The organism is Kitasatospora sp. Root107 (genome assembly GCF_001424875.1).
GTDB lineage: Bacteria > Actinomycetota > Actinomycetes > Streptomycetales > Streptomycetaceae > Kitasatospora.
In genome coordinates this window covers 25,289-51,705 of the sequence record NZ_LMCT01000019.1, presented here as the reverse complement: position 1 = coordinate 51,705, position 26,417 = coordinate 25,289, and the positions used below count along the sequence as shown (strand labels likewise).

At 72.6% G+C, this 26,417-nt stretch carries 21 protein-coding genes and 1 pseudogene; 5 read left to right on the top strand and 17 right to left on the bottom strand.

Annotation, left to right across the window (positions count from 1 at the left end):
• Window positions 1-41: 41 nt before the first annotated feature.
• From mycP to ASC99_RS18820, 4 genes are all read right to left on the bottom strand, one after another.
• Entirely contained in the window at window positions 42-1,355 is a 1,314-nt protein-coding gene (gene mycP, locus ASC99_RS18835; protein ID WP_235583065.1) for a type VII secretion-associated serine protease mycosin, read from the bottom strand.
• A gap of 149 nt (window positions 1,356-1,504) precedes the next feature.
• On the bottom strand, window positions 1,505-1,798 hold the full coding sequence (locus tag ASC99_RS18830; RefSeq protein ID WP_057233511.1) for a WXG100 family type VII secretion target: 294 nt from the start codon (window positions 1,796-1,798) through the stop codon (window positions 1,505-1,507).
• 78 nt (window positions 1,799-1,876) lie between these two features.
• Entirely contained in the window at window positions 1,877-2,182 is a 306-nt protein-coding gene (locus tag ASC99_RS18825) for a WXG100 family type VII secretion target (RefSeq protein WP_057233509.1), read from the bottom strand.
• A gap of 179 nt (window positions 2,183-2,361) precedes the next feature.
• The gene (locus ASC99_RS18820; RefSeq protein ID WP_057233507.1) at window positions 2,362-3,945 is read right to left on the bottom strand and encodes a type VII secretion protein EccB; all 1,584 of its coding nucleotides are present in this window, start codon (window positions 3,943-3,945) and stop codon (window positions 2,362-2,364) included.
• 329 nt (window positions 3,946-4,274) lie between these two features.
• Here ASC99_RS18820 and eccE point away from each other — a divergent pair, with 329 nt between their 5' ends.
• The 3 genes and pseudogenes from eccE to ASC99_RS37410 all read left to right on the top strand — a co-directional run bounded on the left by eccE (window position 4,275) and on the right by ASC99_RS37410 (window position 8,429).
• Complete coding sequence (gene eccE, locus ASC99_RS18815) at window positions 4,275-5,531, top strand: type VII secretion protein EccE (protein ID WP_063857123.1); 1,257 nt, start codon at window positions 4,275-4,277, stop codon at window positions 5,529-5,531.
• A complete protein-coding gene (locus tag ASC99_RS18810) occupies window positions 5,531-6,289 on the top strand; it encodes a hypothetical protein (protein WP_057233505.1) in 759 nt (252 codons plus the stop codon). The genes eccE and ASC99_RS18810 overlap by 1 nt, the downstream gene beginning before the upstream one ends.
• A 168-nt stretch (window positions 6,290-6,457) precedes the next feature.
• Window positions 6,458-8,429 (top strand): annotated as a pseudogene (locus ASC99_RS37410) (MinD/ParA family protein).
• A 61-nt stretch (window positions 8,430-8,490) separates the two neighbouring features.
• On the opposite strand, the gene ASC99_RS18800 reads toward ASC99_RS37410, so the two are convergent.
• From ASC99_RS18800 to rimP, 10 genes are all read right to left on the bottom strand, one after another.
• On the bottom strand, window positions 8,491-9,438 hold the full coding sequence (locus ASC99_RS18800; RefSeq protein WP_200948357.1) for a bifunctional riboflavin kinase/FAD synthetase: 948 nt from the start codon (window positions 9,436-9,438) through the stop codon (window positions 8,491-8,493).
• A 105-nt stretch (window positions 9,439-9,543) separates the two neighbouring features.
• Window positions 9,544-12,732, bottom strand: a complete 3,189-nt coding sequence (locus tag ASC99_RS18795) for a serine protease (protein WP_057233503.1) — start codon at window positions 12,730-12,732, stop codon at window positions 9,544-9,546.
• Between the two features lie 242 nt (window positions 12,733-12,974).
• Window positions 12,975-13,880 (bottom strand): tRNA pseudouridine(55) synthase TruB, encoded by a 906-nt coding sequence (gene truB / locus ASC99_RS18790; protein WP_057233501.1) that lies wholly within the window; start codon window positions 13,878-13,880, stop codon window positions 12,975-12,977.
• 25 nt (window positions 13,881-13,905) lie between these two features.
• Window positions 13,906-15,006: a bifunctional oligoribonuclease/PAP phosphatase NrnA gene (locus tag ASC99_RS18785; protein WP_082598437.1), complete on the bottom strand. Its 1,101-nt coding sequence runs from the start codon at window positions 15,004-15,006 to the stop codon at window positions 13,906-13,908.
• A gap of 2 nt (window positions 15,007-15,008) precedes the next feature.
• Window positions 15,009-15,452: a 30S ribosome-binding factor RbfA gene (gene rbfA / locus ASC99_RS18780; RefSeq protein ID WP_057233499.1), complete on the bottom strand. Its 444-nt coding sequence runs from the start codon at window positions 15,450-15,452 to the stop codon at window positions 15,009-15,011.
• Window positions 15,453-15,608: 156 nt separating this feature from the next.
• Window positions 15,609-15,905 carry a DUF503 domain-containing protein gene (locus ASC99_RS18775; RefSeq protein ID WP_057233497.1) on the bottom strand — a complete coding sequence of 99 codons (297 nt, stop codon included), beginning with the start codon at window positions 15,903-15,905 and terminating at the stop codon, window positions 15,609-15,611.
• Window positions 15,906-16,033: 128 nt separating this feature from the next.
• Entirely contained in the window at window positions 16,034-19,147 is a 3,114-nt protein-coding gene (gene infB, locus ASC99_RS37405; RefSeq protein ID WP_082598436.1) for a translation initiation factor IF-2, read from the bottom strand.
• A gap of 185 nt (window positions 19,148-19,332) precedes the next feature.
• Window positions 19,333-19,626, bottom strand: coding sequence for a YlxR family protein (locus ASC99_RS18760; protein ID WP_063857122.1), 294 nt, complete (start codon window positions 19,624-19,626; stop codon window positions 19,333-19,335).
• Window positions 19,627-19,696: 70 nt separating this feature from the next.
• Window positions 19,697-20,710, bottom strand: a complete 1,014-nt coding sequence (nusA, locus tag ASC99_RS18755) for a transcription termination factor NusA (RefSeq protein WP_057233489.1) — start codon at window positions 20,708-20,710, stop codon at window positions 19,697-19,699.
• A 55-nt stretch (window positions 20,711-20,765) separates the two neighbouring features.
• Complete coding sequence (gene rimP, locus ASC99_RS18750) at window positions 20,766-21,326, bottom strand: ribosome maturation factor RimP (protein WP_057233487.1); 561 nt, start codon at window positions 21,324-21,326, stop codon at window positions 20,766-20,768.
• Between the two features lie 219 nt (window positions 21,327-21,545).
• On the opposite strand from rimP, the gene ASC99_RS40685 reads away from it, so the two are divergent.
• Together ASC99_RS40685 and ASC99_RS18740 are read left to right on the top strand one after the other, a co-directional pair.
• Window positions 21,546-22,595, top strand: a complete 1,050-nt coding sequence (locus ASC99_RS40685; RefSeq protein ID WP_082598435.1) for a ferritin-like domain-containing protein — start codon at window positions 21,546-21,548, stop codon at window positions 22,593-22,595.
• Between the two features lie 85 nt (window positions 22,596-22,680).
• On the top strand, window positions 22,681-23,598 hold the full coding sequence (locus ASC99_RS18740; protein ID WP_057233485.1) for an aminoglycoside phosphotransferase family protein: 918 nt from the start codon (window positions 22,681-22,683) through the stop codon (window positions 23,596-23,598).
• Here ASC99_RS18740 and ASC99_RS18735 read toward each other — a convergent pair.
• The 3 genes from ASC99_RS18735 to ispG all read right to left on the bottom strand — a co-directional run bounded on the left by ASC99_RS18735 (window position 23,571) and on the right by ispG (window position 26,325).
• Window positions 23,571-24,131 carry a GNAT family N-acetyltransferase gene (locus tag ASC99_RS18735; protein WP_057233483.1) on the bottom strand — a complete coding sequence of 187 codons (561 nt, stop codon included), beginning with the start codon at window positions 24,129-24,131 and terminating at the stop codon, window positions 23,571-23,573. The two genes, ASC99_RS18740 and ASC99_RS18735, sit on opposite strands and share 28 nt — an antisense overlap.
• A 36-nt stretch (window positions 24,132-24,167) precedes the next feature.
• On the bottom strand, window positions 24,168-25,043 hold the full coding sequence (locus ASC99_RS18730) for a GNAT family N-acetyltransferase (RefSeq protein ID WP_057233481.1): 876 nt from the start codon (window positions 25,041-25,043) through the stop codon (window positions 24,168-24,170).
• Between the two features lie 121 nt (window positions 25,044-25,164).
• Complete coding sequence (gene ispG, locus ASC99_RS18725; protein WP_057233478.1) at window positions 25,165-26,325, bottom strand: flavodoxin-dependent (E)-4-hydroxy-3-methylbut-2-enyl-diphosphate synthase; 1,161 nt, start codon at window positions 26,323-26,325, stop codon at window positions 25,165-25,167.
• Window positions 26,326-26,417 lie beyond the last annotated feature (92 nt).

The window sequence follows — 26,417 nt, the reverse complement described above, 5'->3', positions numbered from 1 at the left end:
AGGGCCCCGCAACACTGCGGGGCCCTTCTACGTACCTGCTGTCAGTCCTCCACCCGGCGCCTGCGGTCCCGCAGCACCACCGAGCCGCCGGCCAGGCCGCCGACCAGCAGGCCGCCGACGCCGAGCGCGTAGGTGGCGGTGCGGGCGTCCCGGTCCTGCTGGGTCTCGGCCAGGCCGAGCGGCTGGGCCTGCAGCCTGACCTGCCCGGCCAGGTTCACCGGCGGGTCGTCGACCGGCGCCTCGGCGTCGACGGGCGGGGCCGGGGCGTTGCTGGTGACCGCCTGCACCGGGTCGACCACACCCCAGCCGATGAAGCGGTTCCGTGTGCGCTCCACCCGCTGCGCGGTCTGCATGATCCGGATCCGGATCTGCTTCGCCGTCCACTTCGGGTACTTCTGCTTGAGCAGTGCGGCCACACCCGCCACGTACGGGGTGGAGAAGCTGGTGCCGTTGTCCACGCAGTGGCCGGCGGTGGGCACGGTGGAGAGCATCTCCACACCGGGCGCGACCACGTCGACGAACTCGCCGTACTGGGAGAACGAGGCCCGCTCGTTGTTCCGGTCCGAGGCGCCGACCGCCAGCACGGTCGGCAACGAGGCCGGGTAGGTTTCGGCCTCCAGGCCGTCATTGCCCGCCGAGGCGACCACCACGACGTTGGCCGCCTCGGCCTCCTTGAGGACGGCCTCCAGGTCGGCCCGGCCCGGGAAGTCGCCGTCCTTGCCGGTGGCCCGGACGTCCTGCGAGATGTTGATGACATTGGCTTTGCGGGCCAGCGCACCCCTGATGGCGGTCACCAGGGTGGTCACGTCGCCGTTGCCCTGGCTGTCGTTCTGCCGGAACGCAATGATGGTCGCGTCGGGCGCGAGCCCGGAGAAGCCGATGCCGGGGAGCTTCCTGGCCGCGATGATGCCGGCCACCTTGGTGCCGTGGCCGACCTGGTCGGTCACGCCGGTGCCGGGGACCGTCTCGTTGTTCTTGGACTTGTCCTGCAGCGAGGAGCCGGCGTCCTCGACCTTGCCGATCAACTGCGGGTTGACCGCGTCCACACCGGTGTCGATCACCGCGACCCTGACGTCCTTGCCGGTGATCGCATCCTGCTTCGGTGCTGGAGCGGCCCAGAGCTGCTCCAGCATCACCTTCTGCAGCGACCAGGGCATGCTGGGCACGGGGTTGGAGGGAAACTTGCACTCCGCCGAGGCGGAGATCCCCACCGGTGGATAGGCCACACCGGCCGAGGGCGACGGTGTCGGCGCGGCCAGCGCGGGTCCGGCGGTCATCCCGCCGATCACCCCCAGCGCGACGGACACGGCGGCGACCCTGCGGTACGTACCGAACGACACCTGACTTCCCCTCATGCTCCCACCCTGCACCGTGCCCCCGTGGAACGGCCTTGCCGGACGGTCGAGTTGGACCGGCCGGTGGTACACACCTGGGGCGGGCGCCCGGTCGGACGCCCGCCCCATGAGATTCCTACCATCCTGCGCCGTACGGGACGGCGGCCGGATCAGTTAGCCCAGATACCCGCGTTCTTGTGCTCGGTCGCCTGGTAGCTCTGGGCCGCGTTGTCCAGCGACTGCGAGATCTGCTGGAGCGCCTGCTGCAGGTCCGCCGCGCTGGCGTCCCACTGCTGCTGACGGGCCTGGTAGCCCTCACGGGCCTGGCCCTGCCAGCTGTTGGCGATCCGGGCGACGCCCGCCTTCAGATCGTCCAGCTGCGTCTGGATGCGCTGGGCACCCTGCTTCACCTCGGAGCTCGCGCTCGAGATGGTAGAGAAATTAACGAGAATCGAGTCGCCCATGGTGTCCCCTTTTCCAATGGAGTCGAATCGGTCCTATTGCCGGACCGGTACTTGCCTGTCTGCTGACGAGCCGAGGGCTCAGAAACCGCCGCCGGTACCCATCGCCGACCGCTGCTCTTCCTCGGTCTGGGCGTACTGCTTCGTGGTCGCCTCGATGGCCTGACGGATCTCGTCGAGAACCTGGTTCAGCTTCGTGGCGTCCTCGTTGAAGCGGGTCTGCAGCTGCTGGTACGCAGCAGCAGCCTGACCCTGCCAGCCCTGCTTGATCTCGTCAACGAGCGTGTTGAGCCGCTGGATCTCGCCCTGCACCGATGAGTTCACCTCACCGATGCGGTTCGCGAAAGCAATCATTTCGTCAGCGGTCGTCGTGAACTGACCAGACATGATCTACCGTCCCCCATGAGACAGACATCCCCACGGACCGTCCCGACACGGACGGCCGTCGAACACCACGGTGTGGTGCACTCCAGAACTGTAGCCGCCGACCGCAAGTCACCCAACACCGGGAGCCAGGTAGTTACCAAGCCATGACACTGGGGCGCGGTCGGCCAACTGACAGCGCGTCAGGCGAGTTGGGGCTGAAGTGCGTCGCTCTTGCTGAGGATCGGCCCGGCCGGCACCAGCTTGGCCCACACCAGCGGCACCGGCACCGGCACCACCTTGTCGAAGCCGAGCCTGGCCTGGTTCTCGTTCACCTGCTCCTGGCCGGGCTGCTGCTCCTGCCCCGGTTCCTTCGGGGCAGCCGAGGCACCGGTCTTGCCGCTGCCGTCGTTGTTGGTCGGCACGGGGTAGCGCAGGCCGGTCTCGGTGATCAGGTAGTTGCGGCCGGAGCTGGCCGGGCCGGAGGCGTCCTCGGCCCGGAACAGCAGACCGTGGCCGGGCGAGACCCGGGCACTGGAGGCCCCGGCGACGATCGGGGCCGGGTAGTCGGCATCGGCCCAGACCGACCGCTTGATCTTGACGCCGTCCATCCCCTCGAAGGTGCTGCACACCTTGGTCCGACCCAGGTGGTTAACCGCCTTCTCGGCCGGCTTCTCGTCGGGGATGTTCGCCGCGTCGTTCATGGCCTTGGGGTCCATCACGCCCTTGAGCGCCGCGTACTCGGCGGCTGAGAGCGTGTAGGTCTTCGCCGGGCCGTTGTCGTAGACCTTGCCCAACTTCGGGTTGCTGAGCGCCAGTTCGGCCTGGAACGGCGAGAGTTCGTAGAGCTTGTCGAAGCCAACCATGAAGTAGCTCTTGTCGTAGTTGAGCAGCCGGCCCACCCGCCGCTCGGCCTGCTTCTCGAGCTGGGTCAGCTTGGACGGGACCACCTGGCCGTCCTTGAACTCGGTCGGCAGCTTGTACTCGATCGCGTCCCCCTTCTCCAGGGTGGCCAGCCACTCCGCGGTCACCCGCTGCGGCTTGTCCGCCAGGTCGCTGCCGAACAGGCTGCTCGCGATCAGCCCGCGCTCGGCCTTGTCGGAGGTCGGGGCACCGATCACGTGCATGGTGCCGGTCCGGTCCACCATGAACTGACCGGCCAGGCCCGCCGAGTCCACCGGGGCCTGGACGTAGAGCGACTCCCCGGCGCCGAGCACCAGCTTGGGGTCGGCCAGCCGCGTGGCGTCCTTGTCGGCGGCCACGAAGACGGCCTGGTTCGGCGGCGTCTTCTCGTCGGCGCCCGGGCTGTTGCAGACCGACCACTTCTTGTTGGTCTGGCCCGCCACGTCCGCCTTCGGCAGCTTGTCCGGGGCGTACGGGATGCCGATGGTGGCGCCGTGGTTCGGGTAGGCGTCCAGCACCTTGTCCTCCACGATCACCACCTTGGCGTTGGCCTGCAGCACCAGCCGGGCCGAGGACATGTTGAGCACCTGGTGCAGGACCTTGGTGTTCTTCTCACCCGGCAGGATCACGTACCGGGTGGTCGACTGCTTGCCCTGGATGATGTTCGAGCCACTGTCCCAACCCTTGGGCGCAGCAGGCTTGATGACGCCCCACATGGCGAAACCCGCCACGATCACGACCCCGATCACCACACTCGGCAGTACGGCCTTCACCGGCCGGGGCGCGTCCTCGTCGTTGCCGCCGCCGGAAGGCAGCAGAAAGGCACCTACCGTGCGCTTTCGCGCCGCGGTGTACGCGTTCAGCTCGTCGCGGCGTGATGCCATGCTCGTCGTCTCCCCTGTTCGACAACTGTGGGTACGTCAGCCCGACCGGCTCGTACGCGAGTCCGGGCGTGAAGGCCGTGCGTGAGTCTGCCACCCGCCGGGTGCACGTCGCAGTCCACCCTCTACGATGCGGCAGCAGACGGTGAGTACGGTACGGGTACGGTTTGCCGACCGGTCAACCGGGCCGTGATATCTGATCAGAGAGGGCCACTCGGGGGATGCCAAGCCAGACCGCTCCAGGGCGACGCAGCACATCGCACGGCGGGGGGAGCCGCGGTCGCCGGGCGCAGCCCGCGCCGACCCGCTCCACCGCACCGGTACCGGTCAAGGTGCACCCACGGCCCGGCCTGCTCGGCACCCGCCTGCGGCTCCAGCAGATCGTGCTGCTGGAGGTCGCGGTAGCGCTGCTGGCCGTCGGATGGACCATCAACAAGATGATGGCCGGGGTGTTCGCCGTACCGGCCGCGCTGCTGGTGGTGCTCGCCCTGGTGCCGTTGAACGGCCGGACCCTGTCCGAGGGCCTGCAGGTCCGCTCCGCGCTGAACGCCCGCCGCCGGCAGGCCCAGCTCAACGTGCCGCCGCCGGGCACCGACCCGGCGCTGGCGCCCGCGCTCGAGCTCGAGCCCGCGCTGCGCACCTGCACCCACGCCACCGAGGCCGACCTCGGCGGCGGCCGCCCGGTCCGCCGGGAGACCGGCATGGTCGGTGACGGCACCTTCCTCACATCGATCCTGCTGGTGCAGGCCAAGGACCAGCCGCTGCGGCCGCACCGCACCGCGCTGCCGCTGCCGCTGGACGTGATCTGCTCGGCCCTCCAGGTGGACGACATCGCCCTGGAGTCCGTCCAGTTGGTGCAGCACACCCAGCCCGCCCCGGCCCCGCACCTGCCGGACCAGTCGCTGGCCGCCCGCGCCTACCACCAGCTCCCGGACGGCCTGGCCACGCCCGGCCTGCGGCTCACCTGGGTCGCGCTCAAGCTCAGCCCCGAGCTGACCAAAAGCGCGGTCGAGGCCCGCGGCGGCGGCGAGGACGGCGCCCGCAAGGCGCTCCAGCGGGTCACCGACCAGCTGGCCGGACGGCTCAACAGCGCCGGGTTCACCGCGAGCGTGCTGGACGAGCGCGAGCTGATCGCGGCGCTGGCCATCTCGATCTGCGCCAACCCGATCGCGGTGGCGGGCCGTCAGGGCACCGGCGGCGGTGGCGGCAACGGCCGCCGGACCCAGGAGAGCCGGAAGTTCTGGCGGATCGACGACCGCTGGCACGCCACCTACTGGATCTCCAAGTGGCCTCAGCTCAGCCGCCCCGGCGGCACCCCGGGCCGGATCGCCGCGCCCGATCTGGTCAACCTGGTCACCAGTACGCCCGCGCTGGCCAGCACCTTCAGCCTGACCGCGAGCCGCGGCACCGGTGACTCGGTGGCGATCAGCGGACACGTCCGGATCACCGGCCGCAGCGAGAGCGAGATCGCCCAGGTCGGGCGCCTGGTGGAGTCCCGCGCGCAGAGCACCGGGATCGGCCTGACCCGGCTCGACCTGGAGCAGGCCCCCGGCCTGCTCGCCACGCTGCCCCTGGGAGGGACTTCCTGATGGCCTATCAGACCTACCCGAACCAGGCACCGGCCGAGCCCGCCGCCCGTCCCACCCGGCTGCGCCCCGGCTACGGCCTGCGCGGCCCGCGCCGCGAGCGCCACGTGCTCTCCCCCGAGGACCTCGGCGCACTGGCCTTCCCGGTCGGCGACGACGGCGTCGTGATCGGCGTCGACCCGCAGCACCAACCCGCCGTGCTCGGCCTCTTCCGGCCCACCTCGTACGAGCTGGTGCTGGTCGGCGGTCTGTGGACCGCACAGGTGATCGCGCTCCGGGCGGCCGCCACCGGGGCCCGGATCGCGGTCGAGACCGGCCGTCCGCAGGCCTGGGCGTCGATGGCCCAGGCGGCCGGCGGCGGTCAGCCGTGTGTGACGGTGCACCAGGTCGGCCGGCTCGGCGCCCAGGGTGCCTCGGTCGCCTCCCCCGTGCTGGTGGTCCGCGACCTCGGCGCCCGGCCGCCGCGCAGCCGGCTCTCCGCCTCGCCCTGGCAGACCACCCTCACCCTGCTCCCGTACCTCGGCCCGAACGCGGCCCGGGTGCTGAACGCGGCTGATCTGGTCGGTATCCAGCGGGTCTCCCCACAGGAGGCCGAGCTGCTGGCCCGGCTGCTCTCGCTCGGCGACCAGGAGGTGGCCGCGCTGCCCACCCTCGGCGACAACATCACGCTGTGGGCGACCCGGATGCGGCGCCAGTTCGTGATGACCAACCCCGGCGAGGCCGAGGGCCAAGTGCTCGGCGGCCCGCGCCGGATGGACTGAGCGATTCGATCCCGGAGGGGTCCGCATACTGGGTGATCCGGTGTGCGGGCCTCTCCTTTCGTCCACGATGGTGTGAGTTCCGGCACCGCCTGTGAGCGGTCGGGAAACACGTCCTAGTCTTGTGCCGACGGCACCGCGAACAGCGGCGGCGAACACGAGGGAGCCCAAGTGAGCAGCGATCGGGACGGCGTCTACGTCGGCGACAACGCGGCGGAGGACGACGACGACTGGTCGGACGTTCCTGACTACTCCCCGCCGTCCTGGTACACCCAGAGCGACGCACCCGCCGCTCCCGTGCCTGCCCCTGCCCCTGCTCCCGTTCAGGCCCAGCCCGCGCCCGCTCCGGGCGCCGGTGCCGGTGCCCCCGCCCGCACCGGCGCCCGCACCGGCGCCCGTGCCCGCGCCGTCACCGTCGCCCGAAATGACCGAGACCGCACTGCTGCCCCCGGTCGCCGACGGCCCCCAACCCGGGCCCGCGCCGGTCGAGTTGCAGTCGGCCCCCACGCCCGGCCCGGTCCCGGTGACCCCGCCCGCACCGGCACCGCCCGCACCGGCACCGCCGGTGGCCGAGGCTCCGCCGGCGCCCGCGCCGCAGCCGTACCCGGATGTCCCCCAGCCGCAGCCCCAACAGCAGCCGCAGCAGCAGCCGCCGTACCCGCAGCAGCCCTACCCCCAGCAGGCCCCGCCGCCGGTGGACCCGCGCCAAGGCGGCTGGCCGCAGCCCCAGCAGCAGCCGTACCCGCAGCAGCAGCAGCAGGTGCCACCCCAGCAGCCGCAGCAGCAGCCGTACCCGCAGCAGGCCATGCCGCAGGCGCCGGTCGCCTTCCAGGGCCAGGGCGGGCAGCAGCAGATGTCGCACGGTGCGGCGCTCGGCTACACCGCCGCGGTCGAGCTCTCCTCGGACCGGCTGCTGCGCGGCCAGCCGAAGCAGCAGAAGGAGTCCCGCTTCAAGTTCGGCGGCAAGGCGGCCGAGGCCGACCGGGCCCGCCGGCTCGAGCTGATCCGGACGCCGGTGCTGAGCTGCTACCGGATCGCGGTGATCAGCCTCAAGGGCGGCGTCGGCAAGACCACGACCACCACCTCGCTCGGTGCCACGCTGGCCACCGAGCGGCAGGACAAGGTGATCGCGATCGACGCCAACCCGGACGCGGGCACGCTCGGCCGCCGGGTGAAGCGGCAGACCGGCGCGACCATCCGTGACCTGGTGACGGCCATCCCGCACCTGCGCAGCTACATGGACGTCCGCCAGTTCACCTCGCAGGACCTGCACTCGGGCCTGGAGATCCTGGCCAACGACGTCGACCCGGCGGTCTCGACCACCTTCAACGACTCGGACTACCGCTCGGTGATCCAGGTGCTCGGGCAGCACTACCCGATCATCCTGACCGACTCCGGCACCGGTCTGCTGTACAGCGCGATGCGCGGGGTGCTCGACCTGGCCGACCAGCTGATCGTCGTCTCCACGCCGAGCGTGGACGGCGCCAGTTCGGCCTCCACCACGCTGGACTGGCTCTCCGCGCACGGCTACGCCGACCTGGTGCAGCGTTCCATCACGGTGGTCTCCGGGGTCCGCGAGACCAGCAAGATGATCAGGGTCGAGGACATCGTCGCGCACTTCCAGACCCGCTGCCGCGGCGTCGTGGTGGTGCCGTTCGACGAGAGCCTGGCGGCCGGCGCCGAGGTCAACCTGGCGATGATGCGGCCCAAGGTCAGGGACGCCTACTTCGAACTCGCCACCATGGTCGGCGAGGACATCATGCGGGCCCAGCACGCGGCCGGCGGCTGGGGCCAGCCCCAGCAGGGCGGCTACCCCGGCCAGCCGCCGCAGCAGCAGGGCTACCCCGGGTACCCCCAGCAGGGCGGCTACCCGCAGCAGCAGCAGCAGCCGGGCTATCCGCCGCAGCAGGGCGGCTACCCCCAGCAGGGCGCGCCGTGGGCCCCGCAGCCCGGGTACGGGCAGCAGCAGCCGCCGCCCCCGCCCGGCGCCCAGCCGCTCCCGCAGGAGTGGTCCCAACAGGGGCAGCAGCAGGGGCAGCAGGGCGGGCAGCAGCCCGGCTACGGGTACCCGCCGCCGCAGCCCGACGGCCGGCAGCAGCCGCCCCCGCAGGGGTACGGCTACCCGCCGCCGCAGCAGCAGTAGCAACGACGGAGGAGGGGCGCGGACCACCGCGCCCCTCCTCCGGTGCTTCTCCCCGGCCCGGTCAGGCCGGTGACGACTCGTCGGTCAGCTCCCTGGCCCGCTTGACGTCGTCGGCCATCCGGTCCAGCAGCGCGTCGATCGAGTCGAACTTCTCCATCCCGCGCAGGTACGCCAGGAAGTCGACCGCCACGTGCAGGCCGTACAGGTCGAGACCGACCCGGTCGATGGCGTACGCCTCGACCGTGCGGCTGGTGCCGTCGAAGGTCGGGTTGGTGCCCACCGAGATCGCTGCGGGCATCCGCTCCCCGGCCGCCGTCAGCCACCCCGCGTAGACCCCGTCGGCCGGGATCGCGCTGTGCGGGACGGTGTCGACGTTGGCGGTCGGGAAGCCCAACTCCCGGCCGCGCTGCGCCCCCTGGACCACCACGCCCTCGACCCGGTGCGGCCGGCCGAGCACCTCGGCGGCCGCCGTGAGGTCACCCTCCGAGACCAGTCGCCGGGCCAGCGTGGAGGAGAACGGCACACCCGCCGCCCCGCGCACCTGGAGGTCGAGCACCTCCACCTCGAAGTCGTCGGCCCGGCCCAGCTCGGCGAGCAACTCCACGTTCCCGGCGGCCCGGTGGCCGAACCGGAAGTTCGGGCCCTCGATCACCAGCCGGGCGTGCAGCGCCTCCACCAGCACCTGCTGGACGAAGAACTCCGGCGACTCCTTCGAGAACTCCGCGGTGAACGGCAGCACCAGCACCGCGTCCACCCCCAGCGCCTCGATCAGCTCGGCCCGGCGCGGCTGCGGCGCCAGCAGCGCCGGGTGGCTGCCGGGGCGGACCACCTCGCTCGGGTGCGGGTCGAAGGTGACCACGACGGCCTTCGCCGCCAGCTCACGGGCCCGCTTCACCGCCCGACTGATGATCAGTTGGTGGCCGCGGTGCACACCGTCGAACGATCCGATGGTGACGACGCTGCGCCCCCAGTCCCCGGGGATCTCCTCCAGGCCACGCCAGCGCTGCACCCTGACCGCTCCTCGTTCCGAACCGGCGTACGTCGTCCGCACGCTCTCGCTTCCTACCGAACCCCTATAGCGTGCCATGCGCCCGAAGCTGTGTCGGCACCAGCGTCACCCAACCCGGCCCGCCGGACGCACCGGACGGACCACGGCGCCCCGCTCGGCCTCCGCCGCGGCGTACTGCGGATCGCGGCCGCCCGCCACCAGCAGCCGCATCCGCGCCAGCAGCGGGCCGCCGCGCGGGCCTGGTTCGCCGCTCGGCCAGTGCGCCAGCAGCCGGGCGAAATCAGCCGACCGGCCCGCGCCGCGGACCAGCGCGGCATCCACCTCAGGCCCGCCCGCCTCCGCCATCAGCCGGATCAACTGCCGTACCCCGGGCGCCTGTTCGTCTCGGCAGCAATCGGCCAGCCGCTCCACCACCGGGACCAGCACCACCGGGTCGCGCTCCACCGCGAGCAGCATCTCCAGCAGCCGGGGCGGCCGCTCGGGATCCGTCAGCAGCACCGCGAGCACCCGGCGCAGCCCCGGCGGCCGGGCGGCCGCCTCGGCGAGCAGCAGGTCGAGCTCCGGCTCCGGACGGCCGTCCAGCAGTACGGCCAGGTACTCCGCCACCTGGCCGGACCGCTCGGGCCGCTGGTGCAGCAGTTCGGCCGCCAGCTCGAGCCCGGGACCGAGCAGCTCCGGGGCATCCTGCCCGGCCAGCACCCGGAGCGCCTCGGCCACCGCCCCGCCCGGAGTGGCCAGCCGCCGCCGGAATGCCGCCAGCACCGGCTCCGGATCGGTGGCCAGCGCCGGGGCCAGCGCCTCGGCGGTGACAAAGGGGTCGTCCCGGCGGTAGGCGGCCAGCGCGGCGGGAAGCTGCTGCCCCCTGGTCACCGGATCACGGATCAGCAGGGCCAGCGCCGCACCGTGCAGCGTCGGTTCCTCCTCCCGGGCCAGCAGGGTGCGGGCGGTGTGACGCAGCAGGTCGGCGCCGGTGCCGGTGGCGTACGGAGCCGCCCGCAGCGCGTGCACGGCCGCCGCCACGTGCCACTCGGGGCGGGGATCGTGACTCCAGCGGTCCACCGCGCGGCAGAGCGCGGACGGCTCCGCCACCGCCAGTTCGGCGAGCAAGGCGTCCGCCCTCGGGTGGGCGGCGATTGCCAGTGACTCCGTCAGGTCGTCCACCGCCAGCCGCCGGTGCGCCCACAGCAGGTCGTGCGCGAGATCGGCGGCGGCACTGCCCCGGGTCTCCCCGAACCACCGGCAGAGCAGCGGTACGACCGCGTGCGGGTCGGCCCTGAGCAGCTCGGCCACCGCCACCCTGGCCTCCTGATCGGTCGTCACCAGCAGCCGCAGCAGCTCCAGCCGGTCCGTGAGCGGGAGCGGCAGCCCGACCCAGAACTCCGCGCCCAGACCGCAGCCCCCACGCTCGGCCACGGCCGCCAACAGCGGCCGGTGCAGGGCGAGTTCCGGGCTCCCGGCCAGCCCGTCCAGCAGCAGCCGCCGGGCCCACCAGGCCGGCTCGGGCCCGGGCGCCGTCTCCACCCCGCGCCACAGCCGCCACAGCCACGGGTCGAGGCCGACCGCCCCGTGCCGCTCCCCGACCCCGCGCAGCGCCCACGCCACCACCCCGGCCCGGTGCCTCGGGACACCCCCGGCGGGCAGGACCGCCTCCGCCGGTACGGCGGTGCCCTCCAGCAGCAGCCGGAGCGCGGCGTCCAGGTCCAGCCGGCTGCCCTGCAGCCAGTCCGCGAGGTCCTCGTGGGCGAACCGGTACCCCTGCCCCGCCGGGACGAACAGCCGCTCGGCCAGCACCGCCCCAGCCCACCCGCCCTCGGCCGGGAACAGGGCGGCGAAGGCGGCCGCGTCCAGCGTGCCGTGGCCGGTGCCGAGCATCCGACGGGCCGCCTCCCTGACCCGCTCGCCAAGGGCCGCGGCGAGCCCCCGCAGCGGCTCCGGGCCCTCCGTTACGGGCGGGGCCACCGCGGTGCCCCGGCGGTGCGCCCCGGCCCGCCTGGGACCGTTCTCGGCCCGCAGCCGCTGCGCGGCCCGGGTGCAGCACAGCTCCAGGTACGCCGCGTACAGCCGCCCGCGCTCCGCCGTCTCCCCGAGCTCCCCGAGCTCCCCGGCCAGCCGTAGGGCCAACGGGTGCTCCCCCGGCTCCGGCGCCCCGTACCGCCGGGCCACCCGCACCCCCGCCTCGGCGGGCAGCGGCCCCAGTCCGTGCACCACCGCCCCGGGCAGTCCGTCGCCCCAGCTCTCCGCCCGACAGGCCGTCAGCAGCCGCACCCCCGCTGCCTCCAGCCACCGGGCGCTCGCCGTCAGCCACTCCCCCGGCACCGCGAACGGTGCCTCCTCCGGCGCGTCCAGCACCACCAGCAGCGGGCGGCCGGCCTCGGTACAGCGCCGCACCAGCTCGTCCAGGTCCGGCGCCGGGACATCCAACAGCGCGGCTGCCCAGCCCAGTTGCCGTTCGGCCGCGGCCGCCAGAGTCTGGTCCTCCGGGGCGAGGTCGGCGCCGCGCAGCCAGACCGTGGGCAGTGGCCTCGGCCCGCCCGCGCGCCGGACCGCGAGGGCGGCCAGCTCGGTGCTGCGCCCGCTGCCCGCCGGGCCGACCAGCACGCTGACGGTGGCCCCCGGCTCCGCACCGGTCAGCCCGTCCGGCCGGTCCACCCGGTCGGCGGCCAGATCCGCGATCCGGCCGGGCCCGGCGCTCGCCGAACCGAGCTGCACCGAACAGAGCGCCAGCACCCCGCCGAGATTCAGCGCCCGGCCGTACGCGGGCACCGCCTCGGCGTTCCGGCCACGCAGCTCCGCCAGTGCCGGACCGGTCGGCGGCAGCGCACGGGGACCGTCAGGACCGGCCACCAGAACGCCGAGCACGGCTCCGGTCTCGGCGTCCAGCACGGGCGCCCCGGGGGTCAGCGGATTACGGAGCTGGGGCAGCTCCAGCAACAGTGCGCCGTCCGGGGCGACCTGACTGATGCCGCCCTGAACCTGAGTCAACTCCCATATTCCGGCGACAAGTTGGGAGACGGATACCAGTCCGCTGCCGATCCCGTCGGCGATCGCCTGCGGGGCCAGCGGCAGGCCGCCGACCGACTCCGTCCGCAGCACCGCGAGGCCGGGGCCCGGCAGCAGCTCCACGCAGTCGGCCCCGAGCACCCGGGTCTGGCCGCACGGCAGGTGCAGCACCAGGTGCTCCAGCCCCTCGACGGCCTGCCGGGCCGTGAGCACGGAGCCCTGCCGGTCGGCCACGAAGCCGAGCCCCCTGACCAGCCCGTCCGGCCCACAGATCCGCAGCAGCCCCTCGGCCATCCCGCGCCCGCCCCTCAGCAGCCCGCCACCGCCCGGAGTCTGCCCGGCCGACCACGTACGCCACCCCTCTGGGACCAGTGCTCACCCCTTCGGGTGACATTTCGGCACAGATCGAGTTGCACTACCGAGGGGCTCGGGGAACTGCGAAAGTGCCTGACCACCCACACAGGTGCAACGCTCCAGAGGCTGGCGTCGCAGTTCCCCGAGCCCCTGACCGTAGATGCCTAAGCGGCTGCGAAAAGTCAGCCGACGAAGACCGCGACCGGCTTGGCGTGGCCGGCTTTCTCCTCGATCAGGGCGAGGAAGCGGCCCTCCGGGTCGAAGACCGCGATCGGCCCGTCGACGCCCAGCCCGGGTGCGGCGAGCTTCATGCCGTGCGCCAGCAGCCGCGCCTGCTCGGCGTCCACGTCCCAGCGCGGGAACGCTGCGGCCGCCGCCTCGGCGATCGGCAGCACCTCCAGCTTCTCCTCCAGCTGCGGGAGCGTCCGCGCCGACTCCAGCCCGTACGGCCCGACCTTGGTCCGCCGAAGCGCCGTCAGGTGCCCGCCGACGCCGAGCCCGGCGCCGAGGTCCCGGGCCAGGGCCCGGATGTAGGTGCCCGAGGAGCACTCCACCGTGACGTCCAGGTCGATCACCGGGGTGCCGTCCTCGGCCACCGCCGCGCGCTGCTCGTGCACGGTGAAGGAGTGGATGGTGGTCGGCCGGGCCGCGATCTCGAACTCCTCGCCCTCGCGGACCCGGGCGTACGAGCGCTTGCCGTCGATCTTGATGGCGCTGACCTTCGACGGCACCTGCATGATCTCGCCGGTCAGCTCCGCGATCCCGGCGTCGATGGCGGCCCGCTCGATCCCCGAGGCGTCCGCCGAGGAGGTGATGTCACCCTCCCGGTCGTCCGTCACGGTGTCCTGCCCGAGCCGGATGGTGGCCTCGTACGTCTTGGCGGTGAGCATCAGGTGCCCGAGCAGCCGGGTGGCCCGCTCGACGCCGATCACCAGGACGCCCGTCGCCATCGGGTCCAGCGTGCCCGCGTGGCCGACCTTCCTGGTCCCGGCCAGCCAGCGGAGTTTGGCCACCACGCCGTGCGAGGTGAGGCCCTCCGGCTTGTCGACAATGACCAGGCCGTCGGGGCCGGTGCCTTTACGCTTCATCAGCTCTTTCTCTGTACGGAGGAAATCAGGACGCCGGCAGCGCGGCCCGGAACCGGGCGATCGTCGCCTCGACACCCTCGCGGGCGGTGAACCCGGCCGCGAACCGGTGCCCGCCGCCGCCGAGGTCTGCGCAGACCGCGGCCACGTCGACCGCGCCCTTGGCCCGGCAGGAGCCGCGCAGGGTGCCGTCCGGGTCCTGCTTGAGCACCAGCGCCACCTCGGCCTCGGCCGGGCGGCGCAGCACGTCGATCAGGCCCTCGATCTCCTCGACCGTGACGCCGAACAGCGCCAGGTCCTGGTACGGCACCCAGGTCCACACCAGGCCAAGGCCGCCCGCCGCGTCGGGCTCGTAGACCGCCCGGTCGAGCGCGCCGGCCAGCACCTTGAGGTAGCCGAAGGAGGAGGTGTCCCAGAGCTGACGGGAGATCAGGTCGTGCCGGATGCCGGTGGCCAGCAGCCGCCCGGCCAGCTCGTGGGTGTCGGGGGTGGTGCCCGCGTACCTGAACGAGCCGGTGTCGGTGGCCACGCCGGTGTAGAGGCAGGTGGCCAGCTCCTGGTCGAGCGGCACGCCGAGCCGCCGGAGCAGCTCGTCCACCAGCACGGCGGTGGCCGGGGCGGTGGGGTCGATCAGGCGGTGGGTGCCGAAGCCGGGGTTGGAGGCGTGGTGGTCGATGACCACCAGCGCGGGTGCGGCGAACGCCTTGGCGTGCAGCAGGCCGAGGCGACTCTCGGCCGCCACGTCGAAGCAGAGCACCAGCTCGGGGACGTCCGGCACCTCGGCGGCCGGGACGAGCAGCTCCTGGCCCGGCAGGAAGCTCAGCGACTCCGGGACGATCTGCGGGTCGTCACCGAACGAGACCCGCACCCCGTAGCCGAGCGAACGCAGCGCCAGACCGGCCGCCAGGGCCGAGCCGAGCGCGTCGCCGTCCGGGTTGATGTGGCAGATCAGGTCGACCGTGCCGGCCCGCCCGACCAGCTCGACCACCCGTTGCCACTCGGCCGCCAGGGCTGACGCCGCGGAGCCGGCCGGCGACTCGCTGCGAGGCCCGGGAAGCACCGCGAGGGCACCATCCACCGTGTCGGTGGACGATGCCCTCTGGCCGGGTTCGACCGGCTCGGCGGCCATGGTTACTCGTCCTCGTCGTCGCGCTCGGCGGCCGGCACCTTGTAGGGGTCGGCCTCTCCGGCGAAGGTGGCACCGGCGGCGGCGGTACGGACCGCCGCGTCGGAGACCCGCGCCTTGTCGAGCAGCTCGTCGATGTTCTTCGCGTTCTCCGGCAGGGCGTCCGCGATGAAGGTCAGCGACGGGGTGAAGCGCACCCCGGTCTGCTTGCCGACCTCGGAGCGGAGCACGCCCTTGGCGCTCTCCAGAGCGGCCGCGCTGGCCTCGCGCTCGGCCTCGTCACCGTAGACGGTGTAGAAGACGGTGGCCTCCCGCAGATCCCCGGTGACCCGGGCCTCGGTGATGGTCACGTAGCCCAGCCGCGGGTCCTTGATCCGGCGTTGCAGGGTCTCGGCCACCACCACCTGAATGCGGTCGGCGAGCTTGCGCGCCCTTGCGGTGTCGGTCACGTTGCCTCCTCGTGCAGTGAGCGCGGTACCCGGGTCACGGACGCACCCGGTGCGGCCCTGGCCCCAAAGTACCTGCCCGCGCCCAGCCTTGTGGGCGCTCTCGGTCCTCGTGGGTGTGACGGTGCTGACGCAGCACCACCGCGCACACCCTCACTCTCAATCATCGTCGTCGTTGTGAAGGCGCCTCCGTGCGGAGAGCAGCATCACCTCGGGGCGGCCGGCGACGAGCCGCTCACAGCTGTCCAGGATCTCGGTGACGTACCCGGCTTCGCCGGACACCACCGCCAGGCCGATCTCGGCCCTCCGGTGCAGATCCTGGTTCCCGACTTCTGCGGCGCACACGCTGTACTTGCGCGCCAGTTCGGCCACGATGGGCCGCACGATCGAACGCTTCTCCTTGAGCGAATGAACATCGCCGAGCAGGAGGTCGAAAGTGAGTGTTCCCACGAACATATGTGACAGGTCTCGCCGACCTGAAGGCCTCGAAGGAGTTGCCCGAACGGGCGTACCAGGAGGCTAACAGCGAGACCGGGGCCGGTCGACGGGATTTGCACCCCGCCGACCGACCCCGGCAGCCACTGCTAGGACCGCGGCTTCTCGCGCATCTCGTAGGTCTCGATGACGTCGTCGACCTTGATGTCGTTGAACGACCCCAGGGTCACACCGGCCTCGAAGCCCTCGCGCACCTCGGTCGCGTCGTCCTTGAAACGACGCAGACCCTCGATGGTGAGGCTCTCCGTGATGAGCTTGCCGTCGCGGATGAGACGGGCCTTGGCGTTGCGGCGCAGCAGACCCTCGCGGACGATGACACCCGCGATGTTGCCGAACTTGGAGGAACGGAACACCTCGCGGATCTCCGCGGAGCCGAGGCGCACCTCCTCGTACTCGGGCTTGAGCAGGCCCTTGAGCGCGTTCTCGATCTCCTCGATGGCCTGGTAGATGACCGAGTAGTACCGGACATCCACGCCTTCCTTCTCGGCAGCCGTACGGGCGCGGCCTTCGGCGCGCACGTTGAAGCCGATGATGATGGCGTCCGAGCCCATCGCGAGGTCGACGTCCGACTCGGTGATCGCACCGACGCCGCGGTGCAGCACCCGGAGCTCCACCTCCTCGCCCACGTCGAGCTTGACGAGGGCGTCCTCGAGGGCTTCGACGGAACCGGAGACGTCACCCTTGATGATGAGGTTGAGCTGCTCGATGGAGCCCGCTGCGATGGCCTTGTCCAGGTCCTCGAGCGAGATCCGGACCCGACGCTGCGCGAACGCGGCGTTGCGGTCACGGGCCGAGCGCTTCTCCGCGATCTGACGGGCGGTGCGGTCCTCGTCGACGACGATGAAGCTGTCGCCGGCGCGGGGCACCGAGGTCAGACCGAGCAGCAGCACCGGACGGGACGGACCCGCCTCGGCGAGGCTGTTGCCGTTCTCGTCCAGCATCGCGCGGACGCGGCCGTAGGCGTCGCCGACCACGATCGAGTCACCGACGCGGAGGGTACCGCGCTGGACCAGGACGGTCGCCATGGCGCCGCGACCCTTGTCGAGGTGGGCTTCGATCGCAATACCCTGCGCGTCCTGCTCCGGGTTGGCCCGCAGGTCGAGCGAGGCGTCCGCGGTCAGGACCACGGCCTCGAGCAGCTGGTCGATGTTCAGACCCTGGCGCGCGGAGATGTCGACGAACATGGTGTCGCCGCCGTACTCCTCGGCCACCAGACCGAACTCGGTCAGCTGACCACGGACCTTGGTCGGGTCCGCACCCTCGACGTCGATCTTGTTGACCGCGACCACGATCGGCACACCGGCGGCCTTGGCGTGGTTGAGCGCCTCGACCGTCTGCGGCATGACACCGTCGTTGGCCGCGACCACCAGGATCGCGATGTCGGTGGACTTGGCACCACGGGCACGCATGGCGGAGAACGCCTCGTGACCCGGGGTGTCGAGGAAGGTGATCGGGCGCTCTTCGCCGTTCACCACGGTGGCGACCTGGTAGGCACCGATGTGCTGGGTGATGCCACCGGCCTCGCCGGCCACCACGTTGGACTTGCGGATCGCGTCCAGCAGGCGGGTCTTACCGTGGTCGACGTGACCCATGACGGTGACGACCGGCGGGCGCGCCGCGAGCATGTCCTCGTCGCCCTCGTTGACACCGAAGTCGATGTCGAACGACTCGAGCAGCTCGCGGTCCTCGTCGTCCCGGCTGACGATCTCGAGCTGGAAGCCCATCTCGTCGGCCAGCATCTGGAGCGTGTCGTCCGAGACCGACTGGGTCGCGGTGACCATCTCACCGAGGTTGAACATCACCGAGACGAGCGCGGCCGGGTTGGCGTTGATCTTCTCGGCGAAGTCCGTCAGGGACGAGCCACGCGAGAGGCGAACGGCCTGGCCGTTGCCACGCGGCAGCATCACACCGCCGACGGACGGGGCCTGCATGGCCTCGTACTCCTGGCGCTTCGCCCGCTTCGACTTACGGCCACGCGCCGGGCGACCGCCCGGACCACGACCGAAGGCACCCTGCGTGCCACCACGGGCACCCGGGCCACCGGGACGGCCACCGAAGCCACCCGGACGGGGACCGAAGCCACCGCCGCCACCCGGGGCACCGCCACCGGGACGGGGGCCGCCGAAGCCGCCACCGGCCGGACGCGAGCCCGGACCGGCCGCACGGCCCGCGAAGCCGGGACGGGCGCCACCGGCACCTGCACCCGGACCACCCGGACGGCCACCGGGGCCACCCGGACCACGGCCACCGGGGCCGGGACGGGCACCCGGGCCCGGAGCCGGACGCTGCGGCATCATGCCGGGGTTCGGACGCGGCATACCGGACGGGCTGGGCCCACCCGGACGCGGACCGGCCGGACGGGGCATCCCGTCGGGACGCGGTGCACCCGCACCACCCGGACGCGGCGCGCCACCGGGACCGGCGGCGGGACGCGGACGGTCGCCACCCGGACGGGCGGCACCACGGTCGGCACCAGGTGCACCGGCCGGACGCGGACGGTCGCCACCCGGACGGGCCGGACGCTCGCCGCCTGCGGCGGGGGCACCGGCACCCGGACGCGCGGCACCGGGAGCAGCCGGACGGCGCTCGCCGGGGCGGCCCATGCCGGTCGCACTGCCGGAGGTGAACGGGTTGTTGCCCGGACGGGGACCGGCCGGACGCGGGCCCGGACGGGCCGACGGGTTGGCCGCGGCCGGACGGGCAGCCGGGGCAGCAGCAGCAGCAGCAGCCGGAGCAGCGGCGGCCGGACGGGCCGGCGCCTCCGCAGCGGCGTCACCGGCGGGCGCCGGCGAGGAGAACTCGGCTGCCGGAGCAGCCGGGGCCGCAGCGGCCGGGGCGGGACGCGCGGGCTTCGGCGCGGCGGGGGCGGCCGGGGCGGCGGGAGCCGCCGGGGCCGGGGTCGGACGGGGGCCGGGGGTCGCGGCGGGCCGCGGTCCCGGAGTGGGGGCACCCGGCTTGGGTGCTGCCGCACCGGTGGGGGCACCACCGGCGGGCTGGGGCGCCGCGGGCTTCCGCGGGCCAGGCTTGGCGGCGCCGCCCGTGGGCGGCACTCCCAAAGCGTCAGTCAACTTGCGCACGACCGGCGCCTCGATGGTCGAGGACGCCGAACGGACGAACTCACCGAGCTCGGTGAGCTTGGCCATCACGGCCTTGCTCTCCAAGCCAAGCTCCTTGGCGAGTTCATATACCCGGACCTTAGCCACTTCGCTCCTGTCTACGTGTCCGGGGTATTCGTCCGCCGGACCATCGCTACTTCATGGGCGTACTCATCGCGTACTCATCGAGTGCTCATCGCAATCTCGACCTACTTCCAACTCGCGAGGTACCTGACGTGTGCGCGCCGCACGGGGCTCTACCAGCTCTGCGCGGTGCTTGTTGCGGTGGTTCTTCAGCCTGCCGGGGTGTCACCGGCCCGCTGCTCGACGTACTCACGCAGTGCCGTGGTGTCGAGTGTTCCCTGGAGTCGGAAGGCCCTGGGGAACGCTCGGCGTCGGACCGCGAGGTCGAGGCAGGTCGGGTCGGGGTGCAGATGTGCGCCCCGGCCCGGCAGTGCGCCGCGGGGATCGGGGACACAGAAGCCCTCGATCGCCACGACACGCAACAGCTGGTGCTTGGCCGCTCGCTTGCGGCAGCCCACGCAGGTGCGTTCCGGGCGTGCTCGGACATGCGTCCGGCCAGACAACCTCAAGTCTACCCCTCCGGAGGGACCTGGCGCCGCCCTGCCGATTCGGGGCAGGACGGCGACAACCTGACTACGCGTCGCGGGAATCCCCGCGGTCGCTTCCGGACGGGGCTTCGGTGTCCGGCCGGATGTCGATCCGCCAGCCGGTCAGGCGGGCTGCGAGGCGGGCGTTCTGGCCCTCCTTGCCGATCGCCAGCGACAGCTGGTAGTCCGGCACGATCACCCGGGCGGAGCGCGCGTAGAGGTCCACGATCTCCACACTCGTCACCCTCGCGGGGGACAGCGCGGCCGCGACCATGTCCGCCGGGTCCTCCGACCAGTCGACGATGTCGATCTTCTCGCCGTGCAGCTCGGCCATCACGTTGCGCACCCGGGCGCCCATCGGGCCGATGCAGGCGCCCTTCGCGTTCAGGCCCTGACGGCGGGACCAGACGGCGATCTTGGTGCGGTGGCCGGCCTCGCGGGCGATCGCGGCGATCTCGACGCTGCCGTCGGCGATCTCCGGGACCTCCAGCGCGAACAGCTTCTTCACCAGGCTGGGGTGGGTCCGCGAGAGCGTCACCGACGGGCCGCGGACGCCCCGGCGGACGGCCACCACGTAGCACTTCAGCCGGGTGCCGTGCCGGTAGTCCTCGCCCGGCACCTGCTCCTGCGGCGGGAGGATGGCCTCCAGCTTGCCGATGTCGACCAGGACGTTCTTCGGGTCGTTGCCCTGCTGGACGACACCGGTGACGATGTCGCCCTCCTTGCCCGCGTACTCGCCGAAGGTCTGGTCGTCCGCGGCGTCCCGAAGGCGCTGCAGGATGACCTGCTTGGCGGTCGAGGCGGCGATCCGGCCGAAGCCGCCGGGGGTGTCGTCGAACTCCTTCGGCTCGACACCCTCGTCCAGCTCGTCCGCGTCCTCCAGCGCCCAGACCGTCACGTGCCCGGACTGGCGGTTCAGCTCGACCCGCGCCCGACGGCGGGAGCCCTCGGTGCGGTGGTACGCGATGAGGAGGGCCGATTCGATCGATCCGACCAGCAATTCGAACGGGATGTTCTTCTCGGTAACCAGCCCACGCAGGGCGCTCATGTCGATGTCCACGGCTACGCCTCCTCTTCCCTCTTTTTTGCGTTCACGTTCATAGGTGGTGCGGTGCTCACTCGTCGTCTTCGGTGCCGTCGTCGTCGGTGTCCTCGGTGTCCTCGACCTCCGACTCGTCGAGCAGCCCCTCGTCTTCCTTGCGGTTGAACTCGACCTGGACCCGGGCACGGGCGATCTCGGCGAACTCCAGGCGGCGCTCCTTGGGGCGGCCGCGGCCCTTCACCGGCTGCACCTCGACCAGGGCGCCGTCCTCGTCGCTCTCCAGCACCCGGGCGACGAGCTCACCGCCGTCCACCAGGTGGATCTTGGCGAGGCGCCCCTCGGCCCGGCGCCAGTGGCGGGGCTCGTCCAGCGGACGCTCGGCTCCGGGGGACCCGACCTCCAGCACGTACGGGGCGCTGCCCATGACGTCCTCGGCGGCGTCCAACTTCTCGCTGACCATCCGGCTGAAGTCGGCGATCGCGTTCATGTCCACGCCGCCGTCGGCGTCCACGTCGATCTGCACCTGCCGGCGATTGCCGGCCTGGGTCACCTTGACCTCTTCGAGGTCGAGACCTGCCTCGGCGGCCAGCGGCTCGAGCAACGCACGCAACCGGTCGGTGGGGGTGGTGCTCATCCGGGTGACTCCTCGGCCGCGTCTGCTGTTGTCGGTAGGTGCTAGCTGAGCCGCAAGCCTATCGGGTCGGACCCCAAACCACCGATTCCGCGAGGCGTGCGGGGCCCCGGTACGCACCGCTTGGGAGCAAGGTCACAACGGGCCGGATGGTGATTCTGTAATGATGCACGGCAGCGGGGGCTGCGCGGGCTCCCCCACGACCTCTCCGGGAGCACCCCCATGCTGTCCCTCACTCGGCGGAGCCTGCTCCTCCTCGGCGTGCTGAGCGGCGCCCCGCTGCTGCTCTGCGGGTGCACGGACGAGGACGGCCCGGCGGAGGCGGAACGGAAGAAGGCCGACGCCGACCTGCCGCTGCGCGCCCGCGCCGTCGCCGACACCGACCGGTTGCTGGCCGGGTACGACGCGGTGCTGGCCGGCCCCGGGGTGGCCCAGGGCGACCGGCTCCGGGTGCTGCGGGCGGAGGTGGCCGAACACCGGGCCGCGCTGGCCACCGGACTGCCCTCGGGCAGCCCGACGGCCGCTACCGCCACCCCGGCCACCCCGTCAGCTGCCCCGACCCCGGTGGCCTCGGTGGCCGAGCTCGCGGCGGCCGAACGGACCACCGCCGGGGCCCGGCTGACCGACCTGACCGCCGCCTCGCCCGAGCTGGCGAAGCTGTTGGCCGCCGTCTCCGCCTCCGGCGCGCTGCACGCGGTGGTCCTCGGCGACAGCGCTCCGGTCACCGGCCCGGCCGCCGCTCCCGCTCCCTCCCCCTCTCCGTCTCCCTCGGCCACCGCCTCCGCCTCCGCCTCCACCTCCCCCTCGGCCACCCCACGGCCCGCCGCCGAGACCGCCGCGCTGCAGACCACGCTGGCCGCCGAGCACGCCGCCGTGTACGGCTACGGCGTGGTCGGCGCCCGGCAGCCCGCAGGACCGCAGCGGGCCGAGGCGCAGACCTGCTACCTAGCCCACCAGGCCGGCCGGGACGCCTGGCAGCGCCTGCTGCACGCCGACGGTGCCACCCCGGCCGCTGCCGCGCCCGGTTACCAACTGCCGTTCCCGGTCGCCGACGCGGCCACCGCCAAGCAGCTCGCGGCCCACATCGAGGTCCAGCTCACCGGCGTGTACGCCGCCCTGGTGGCCGCCGGCTCCGGTGAGCTCAGGCAGAGTGCCGCCACCGCGCTGCGCGAGGCCGCCCTGCACGCCCGGCAGTGGGGCGCCGAGCAGACCGCGCTGCCCGGCCTGCCCGCCGCGGGAAGCGCCACGACGAGCCCGTCCCCGAGCGCCTGACCAGCGGTTTCCTCCCCATGGCCGACAATGGGCAGGCAGCAGGATCGCGACAGCACGATGGGGCGGCACCAACCGAGAGGCCAGCATGTCGGCAGCAGCAGGGCAGCAGATCACCGTTCCGGCCCGCCTCACGACCACCGTCCGGGCCCGCGCGGACGACGCCGAACTGGCCTGGCTGACCGCCCTGCCGGACACCGTCGCCGCCCAACTCGCCCGCTGGGAGCTGACCTTGGAGCGGGTGGTGGAGCCGGGCGGCCGGCTCAGCCTGGTCTGCACGGTGCTCCGCGCCGACGGCACCAAGGCGGTCCTGAAGACCGGCCTGACCACCCCCGAGACCGCGCAGGAGCCCGCCGCACTTGCCCACTGGGCCGGTCGCGGCGCCGTCCTGCTGCTGGCCGAGGACCCGGCCGGAGCCCTGCTGCTGGAGCGCCTGTACGGGGACATCCCGCTGCGTTCGCTCGCCGAGGGCAAGGCGATGCTGGAGGCCACCAGCCTGCTCCAGCGGCTCTGGATCCCGCCCGCCGACGGCCATCCCTTCCGTACCGTCGCCGACCAGGTCACCGAGCTCTCCGCCGGGCTGCGCCGGCACCGTGAACTCTCCCCCGACGCCCAGCCGTTGGTGGACGAGGCGCTCGAGGTGTCCGCCGCCCTGCTCGCCGACGGCACCGAACACCTGCTGCTGCACGGGGACTTCCACCACGGCAACGTCCTGGCCGCCGACCGCTCCCCCTGGCTGGCCGTCTCCCCCAGGCCGCTGGTCGGCGAACGCGCCTACGACCTGGCCTGGTTGGCCCAGGACCGGCTGGACACCCTGGCCGGCTCCCCCGGCGCGCGCGGCGCCGCCCGCCGCCGCCTGCACCAGCTCGCCGACGCCGTCGAGGTCGACCACGCCCGGCTGCGCGGCTGGGCGCTGTTCCGCACCGTCGAGGCGGGCCTGCGAGAGCTGGCCGAGGGCTCCGCCGACAGCGCCGAGCTCTACCTCGAGTTCGCCGACTGGCTCTGACGCAACGGCAGCTGAGCCCCCATCACCGCGTACGGACGGAACGTGTTGGGGAACCGCACCATCCGGGCCAGGTCCCGGTAGCCCAGCGCCCGGTACAGCCGCCGGGCGGGGGTCTCGGCGTCGATCGCGGACAGGATGCTGCGCGGCTGCCCCGACTGCTCGCAGAGGGTGCGGATCAGCGCGCTGCCCACTCCCTGCCCCTGGTACTCCGGCAGCACGTGCAGCTCGGTCACCGCGAACACGTCGTCCAGCCAGTCGCCGTGCCCCTGCGCCTCCAGGTGCGGCTCGATCACCGTGCTCCACCAGTGCTCGCGCCGGTTCGGCATCCCGTACCCGAACCCGACCAGCCGCCGGTCGGCGAAGGCTCCGAACGCCAGCACCCCGGGCTGCTCCGCATGCCGCGCCACGATCTGCAGCCGGACGGCCACCTCCTCGTCGCTCAGCCCGAACGCGACCGCCTGCACCTCCAGTGCATCGGCCGCCCAGGCCGCCAGGTCCACGGCCTCGATCGTCACCTCGGTGAGCTGCTCCATGCCCCGGACGTTACTACTCCGACGGGTGGTGATCAGTCAGAACAGCACGCTCATGAAGGCGCCGACCTCGCGGAAGCCGACCCGGGTGTAGGCCGCCCTGGCCCGCACGTTGTAGTCGTTGACGTAGAGCGAGACGACCGGGGCGACATCACGCAGCGCGTACCCCAGGACGGCGGCCATGCCGGTCTCGGAGCGGCCCTGGCCACGGTGTTCGGGGGCCACCCAGACGCCCTGGATCTGGCAGGCGCCGACGGTGACGGCGCCGATCTCGGCCTTGAAGACGACCGAGCCGTCCTCGGCGAAGTGCGCGAACGAGCGGCCGCCCGCGACCAGTTCGGCCACCCGGGCCTGGTAGAGCAGGCCGCCGTCACCGGCCAGCGGGGAGATGCCGACCTCCTCGGTGAACATCGCCACGCAGGCGGGCATCAGGGCGTCGATCTCGTTGCGCCGGACCCGGCGGACCCGCGGATCAGGGGTGATGCCGACGGCGGGCTCGGCGGTGGCCATCAGCGGCTGGTGGGCCCGGACCTCACGGGCCGGGCCCCAACTGCGTTCGAGGCTGGCCCAGAGCATCGCGGTGGGACCCGCCGGGCCGACGATGGAGGAGCAGCGGCGCCCCTGTCGACGGGCCCGTTCGGCGAAGGCGCGGACGGCCTCCGGGACGGCGTTCACCAGGACCAGGTTCGCCCCGGCGTAGCAGAGCGAGGTGAGCCGGCCGTCCTGGTCGAACCAGCCCCACAGCTCGCCGCCGAGCCGCCACGGGTCAAGACCGACCGCTTCCACCCGGGTGGCGACGAAGGCGTTGGCGACCGGGTCGAGGTGCAGGATCGCCAGCGCGTCGTCGAGATCCTGGGGGTCGAGTACCCGCGTGGTCGCCAGGGCCCTGGCCACCTGGAACGGGCCGGGGAGCATCACACCTCGATCGAGCACAGGCACCTCACACTAGGAACGCTTGTCGCACCCTACTCCGCCACCCCACCGGAGCAGGGCTGCGGGCCGTCCGTAAGCGGACGGCCCGCAGCGACCCCGAAGATCACTCGGCGGCGGTGACCACCGGAGCGCCGGACTCGACGCCGTCGGCCTGCATCTGCTCGGCCAGCTTGAGGGCCTCCTCGATCAGGGTCTCGACGATCTTCGACTCGGGAACGGTCTTGATCACCTCGCCCTTGACGAAGATCTGGCCCTTGCCGTTGCCGGAGGCGACCCCGAGGTCGGCCTCCCGAGCCTCGCCAGGACCGTTCACGACGCAGCCCATGACCGCGACCCGGAGCGGCACCTCCATGCCCTCCAGACCGGCGGTGACCTCCTCGGCGAGCTTGTAGACGTCGACCTGGGCGCGGCCGCAGGACGGGCAGGAGACGATCTCCAGGCCGCGCTGACGGAGGTTCAGCGACTCCAGGATCTGGTTGCCGACCTTGACCTCCTCGGCGGGCGGCGCCGAGAGCGAGACCCGGATGGTGTCACCGATGCCCTCAGACAGCAGCGCGCCGAAGGCGACCGCCGACTTGATGGTGCCCTGGAAGGACGGACCGGCCTCGGTGACGCCCAGGTGCAGCGGGTAGTCGCAGGCGGCCGCGAGCTGCCGGTAGGCGTTGATCATCACGACCGGGTCGTTGTGCTTGACCGAGATCTTGATGTCGCGGAAGTCGTGCTCCTCGAACAGCGAGCACTCCCAGAGCGCGGACTCGACCAGCGCCTCCGGGGTGGCCCGGCCGTACTTCTCCAGCAGGCGCTTGTCGAGCGAACCGGCGTTGACGCCGATCCGGATCGGCACGCCCGCGTCCTTGGCGGCCTTGGCGATCTCGCCGACCTTGTCGTCGAACTGCTTGATGTTGCCCGGGTTGACCCGGACCGCCGCACAGCCGGCCTCGATCGCCGCGAAGACGTACTTGGGCTGGAAGTGGATGTCGGCGATCACCGGGATGTTCGCCTTCTTGGCGATGATCGGCAGCGCGTCCGCGTCGTCCTGGGTGGGCACCGCGACCCGGACGATCTGGCAGCCCGAGGCGGTCAGCTCGGCGATCTGCTGGAGGGTGGCGTTGATGTCGGCCGTGACCGTGGTGGTCATCGACTGGACGGAGACGGGTGCGTCGCCGCCGACCGCGACGTTACCGACCATGATCTGCCGGGAGACGCGGCGGGTCGCCAGCGGCTTGAGCGGCAGGGCAGGAATTCCGAGCGAGATCGCGGTCATGTGCGCAGGGTTCCCCAAGTCGAGGTGGTGAGTTCCGGCCGGGCGCTCCGGTCAACGGGCGCCCGGCGTCCAACGGTACGGCACAGGGGTAC

Excerpts from the sequence above, each read along its gene's own strand:
- mycP (WP_235583065.1), bottom strand. The coding sequence starts at position 1,355 with ATGAGGGGAAGTCAGGTGTCGTTCGGTACGTACCGCAGGGTCGCCGCC.
- ASC99_RS18830 (WP_057233511.1), bottom strand. The coding sequence starts at position 1,798 with ATGGGCGACTCGATTCTCGTTAATTTCTCTACCATCTCGAGCGCGAGC.
- ASC99_RS18825 (WP_057233509.1), bottom strand. The coding sequence starts at position 2,182 with ATGTCTGGTCAGTTCACGACGACCGCTGACGAAATGATTGCTTTCGCG.
- ASC99_RS18820 (WP_057233507.1), bottom strand. The coding sequence starts at position 3,945 with ATGGCATCACGCCGCGACGAGCTGAACGCGTACACCGCGGCGCGAAAG.
- ASC99_RS18810 (WP_057233505.1), top strand. The coding sequence starts at position 5,531 with ATGGCCTATCAGACCTACCCGAACCAGGCACCGGCCGAGCCCGCCGCC.
- ASC99_RS18795 (WP_057233503.1), bottom strand. The coding sequence starts at position 12,732 with ATGGCCGAGGGGCTGCTGCGGATCTGTGGGCCGGACGGGCTGGTCAGG.
- truB (WP_057233501.1), bottom strand. The coding sequence starts at position 13,880 with ATGAAGCGTAAAGGCACCGGCCCCGACGGCCTGGTCATTGTCGACAAG.
- ASC99_RS18785 (WP_082598437.1), bottom strand. The coding sequence starts at position 15,006 with ATGGCCGCCGAGCCGGTCGAACCCGGCCAGAGGGCATCGTCCACCGAC.
- ASC99_RS18775 (WP_057233497.1), bottom strand. The coding sequence starts at position 15,905 with ATGTTCGTGGGAACACTCACTTTCGACCTCCTGCTCGGCGATGTTCAT.
- rimP (WP_057233487.1), bottom strand. The coding sequence starts at position 21,326 with ATGAGCACCACCCCCACCGACCGGTTGCGTGCGTTGCTCGAGCCGCTG.
- ASC99_RS40685 (WP_082598435.1), top strand. The coding sequence starts at position 21,546 with ATGCTGTCCCTCACTCGGCGGAGCCTGCTCCTCCTCGGCGTGCTGAGC.
- ASC99_RS18740 (WP_057233485.1), top strand. The coding sequence starts at position 22,681 with ATGTCGGCAGCAGCAGGGCAGCAGATCACCGTTCCGGCCCGCCTCACG.
- ASC99_RS18735 (WP_057233483.1), bottom strand. The coding sequence starts at position 24,131 with ATGGAGCAGCTCACCGAGGTGACGATCGAGGCCGTGGACCTGGCGGCC.
- ASC99_RS18730 (WP_057233481.1), bottom strand. The coding sequence starts at position 25,043 with ATGCTCCCCGGCCCGTTCCAGGTGGCCAGGGCCCTGGCGACCACGCGG.
- ispG (WP_057233478.1), bottom strand. The coding sequence starts at position 26,325 with ATGACCGCGATCTCGCTCGGAATTCCTGCCCTGCCGCTCAAGCCGCTG.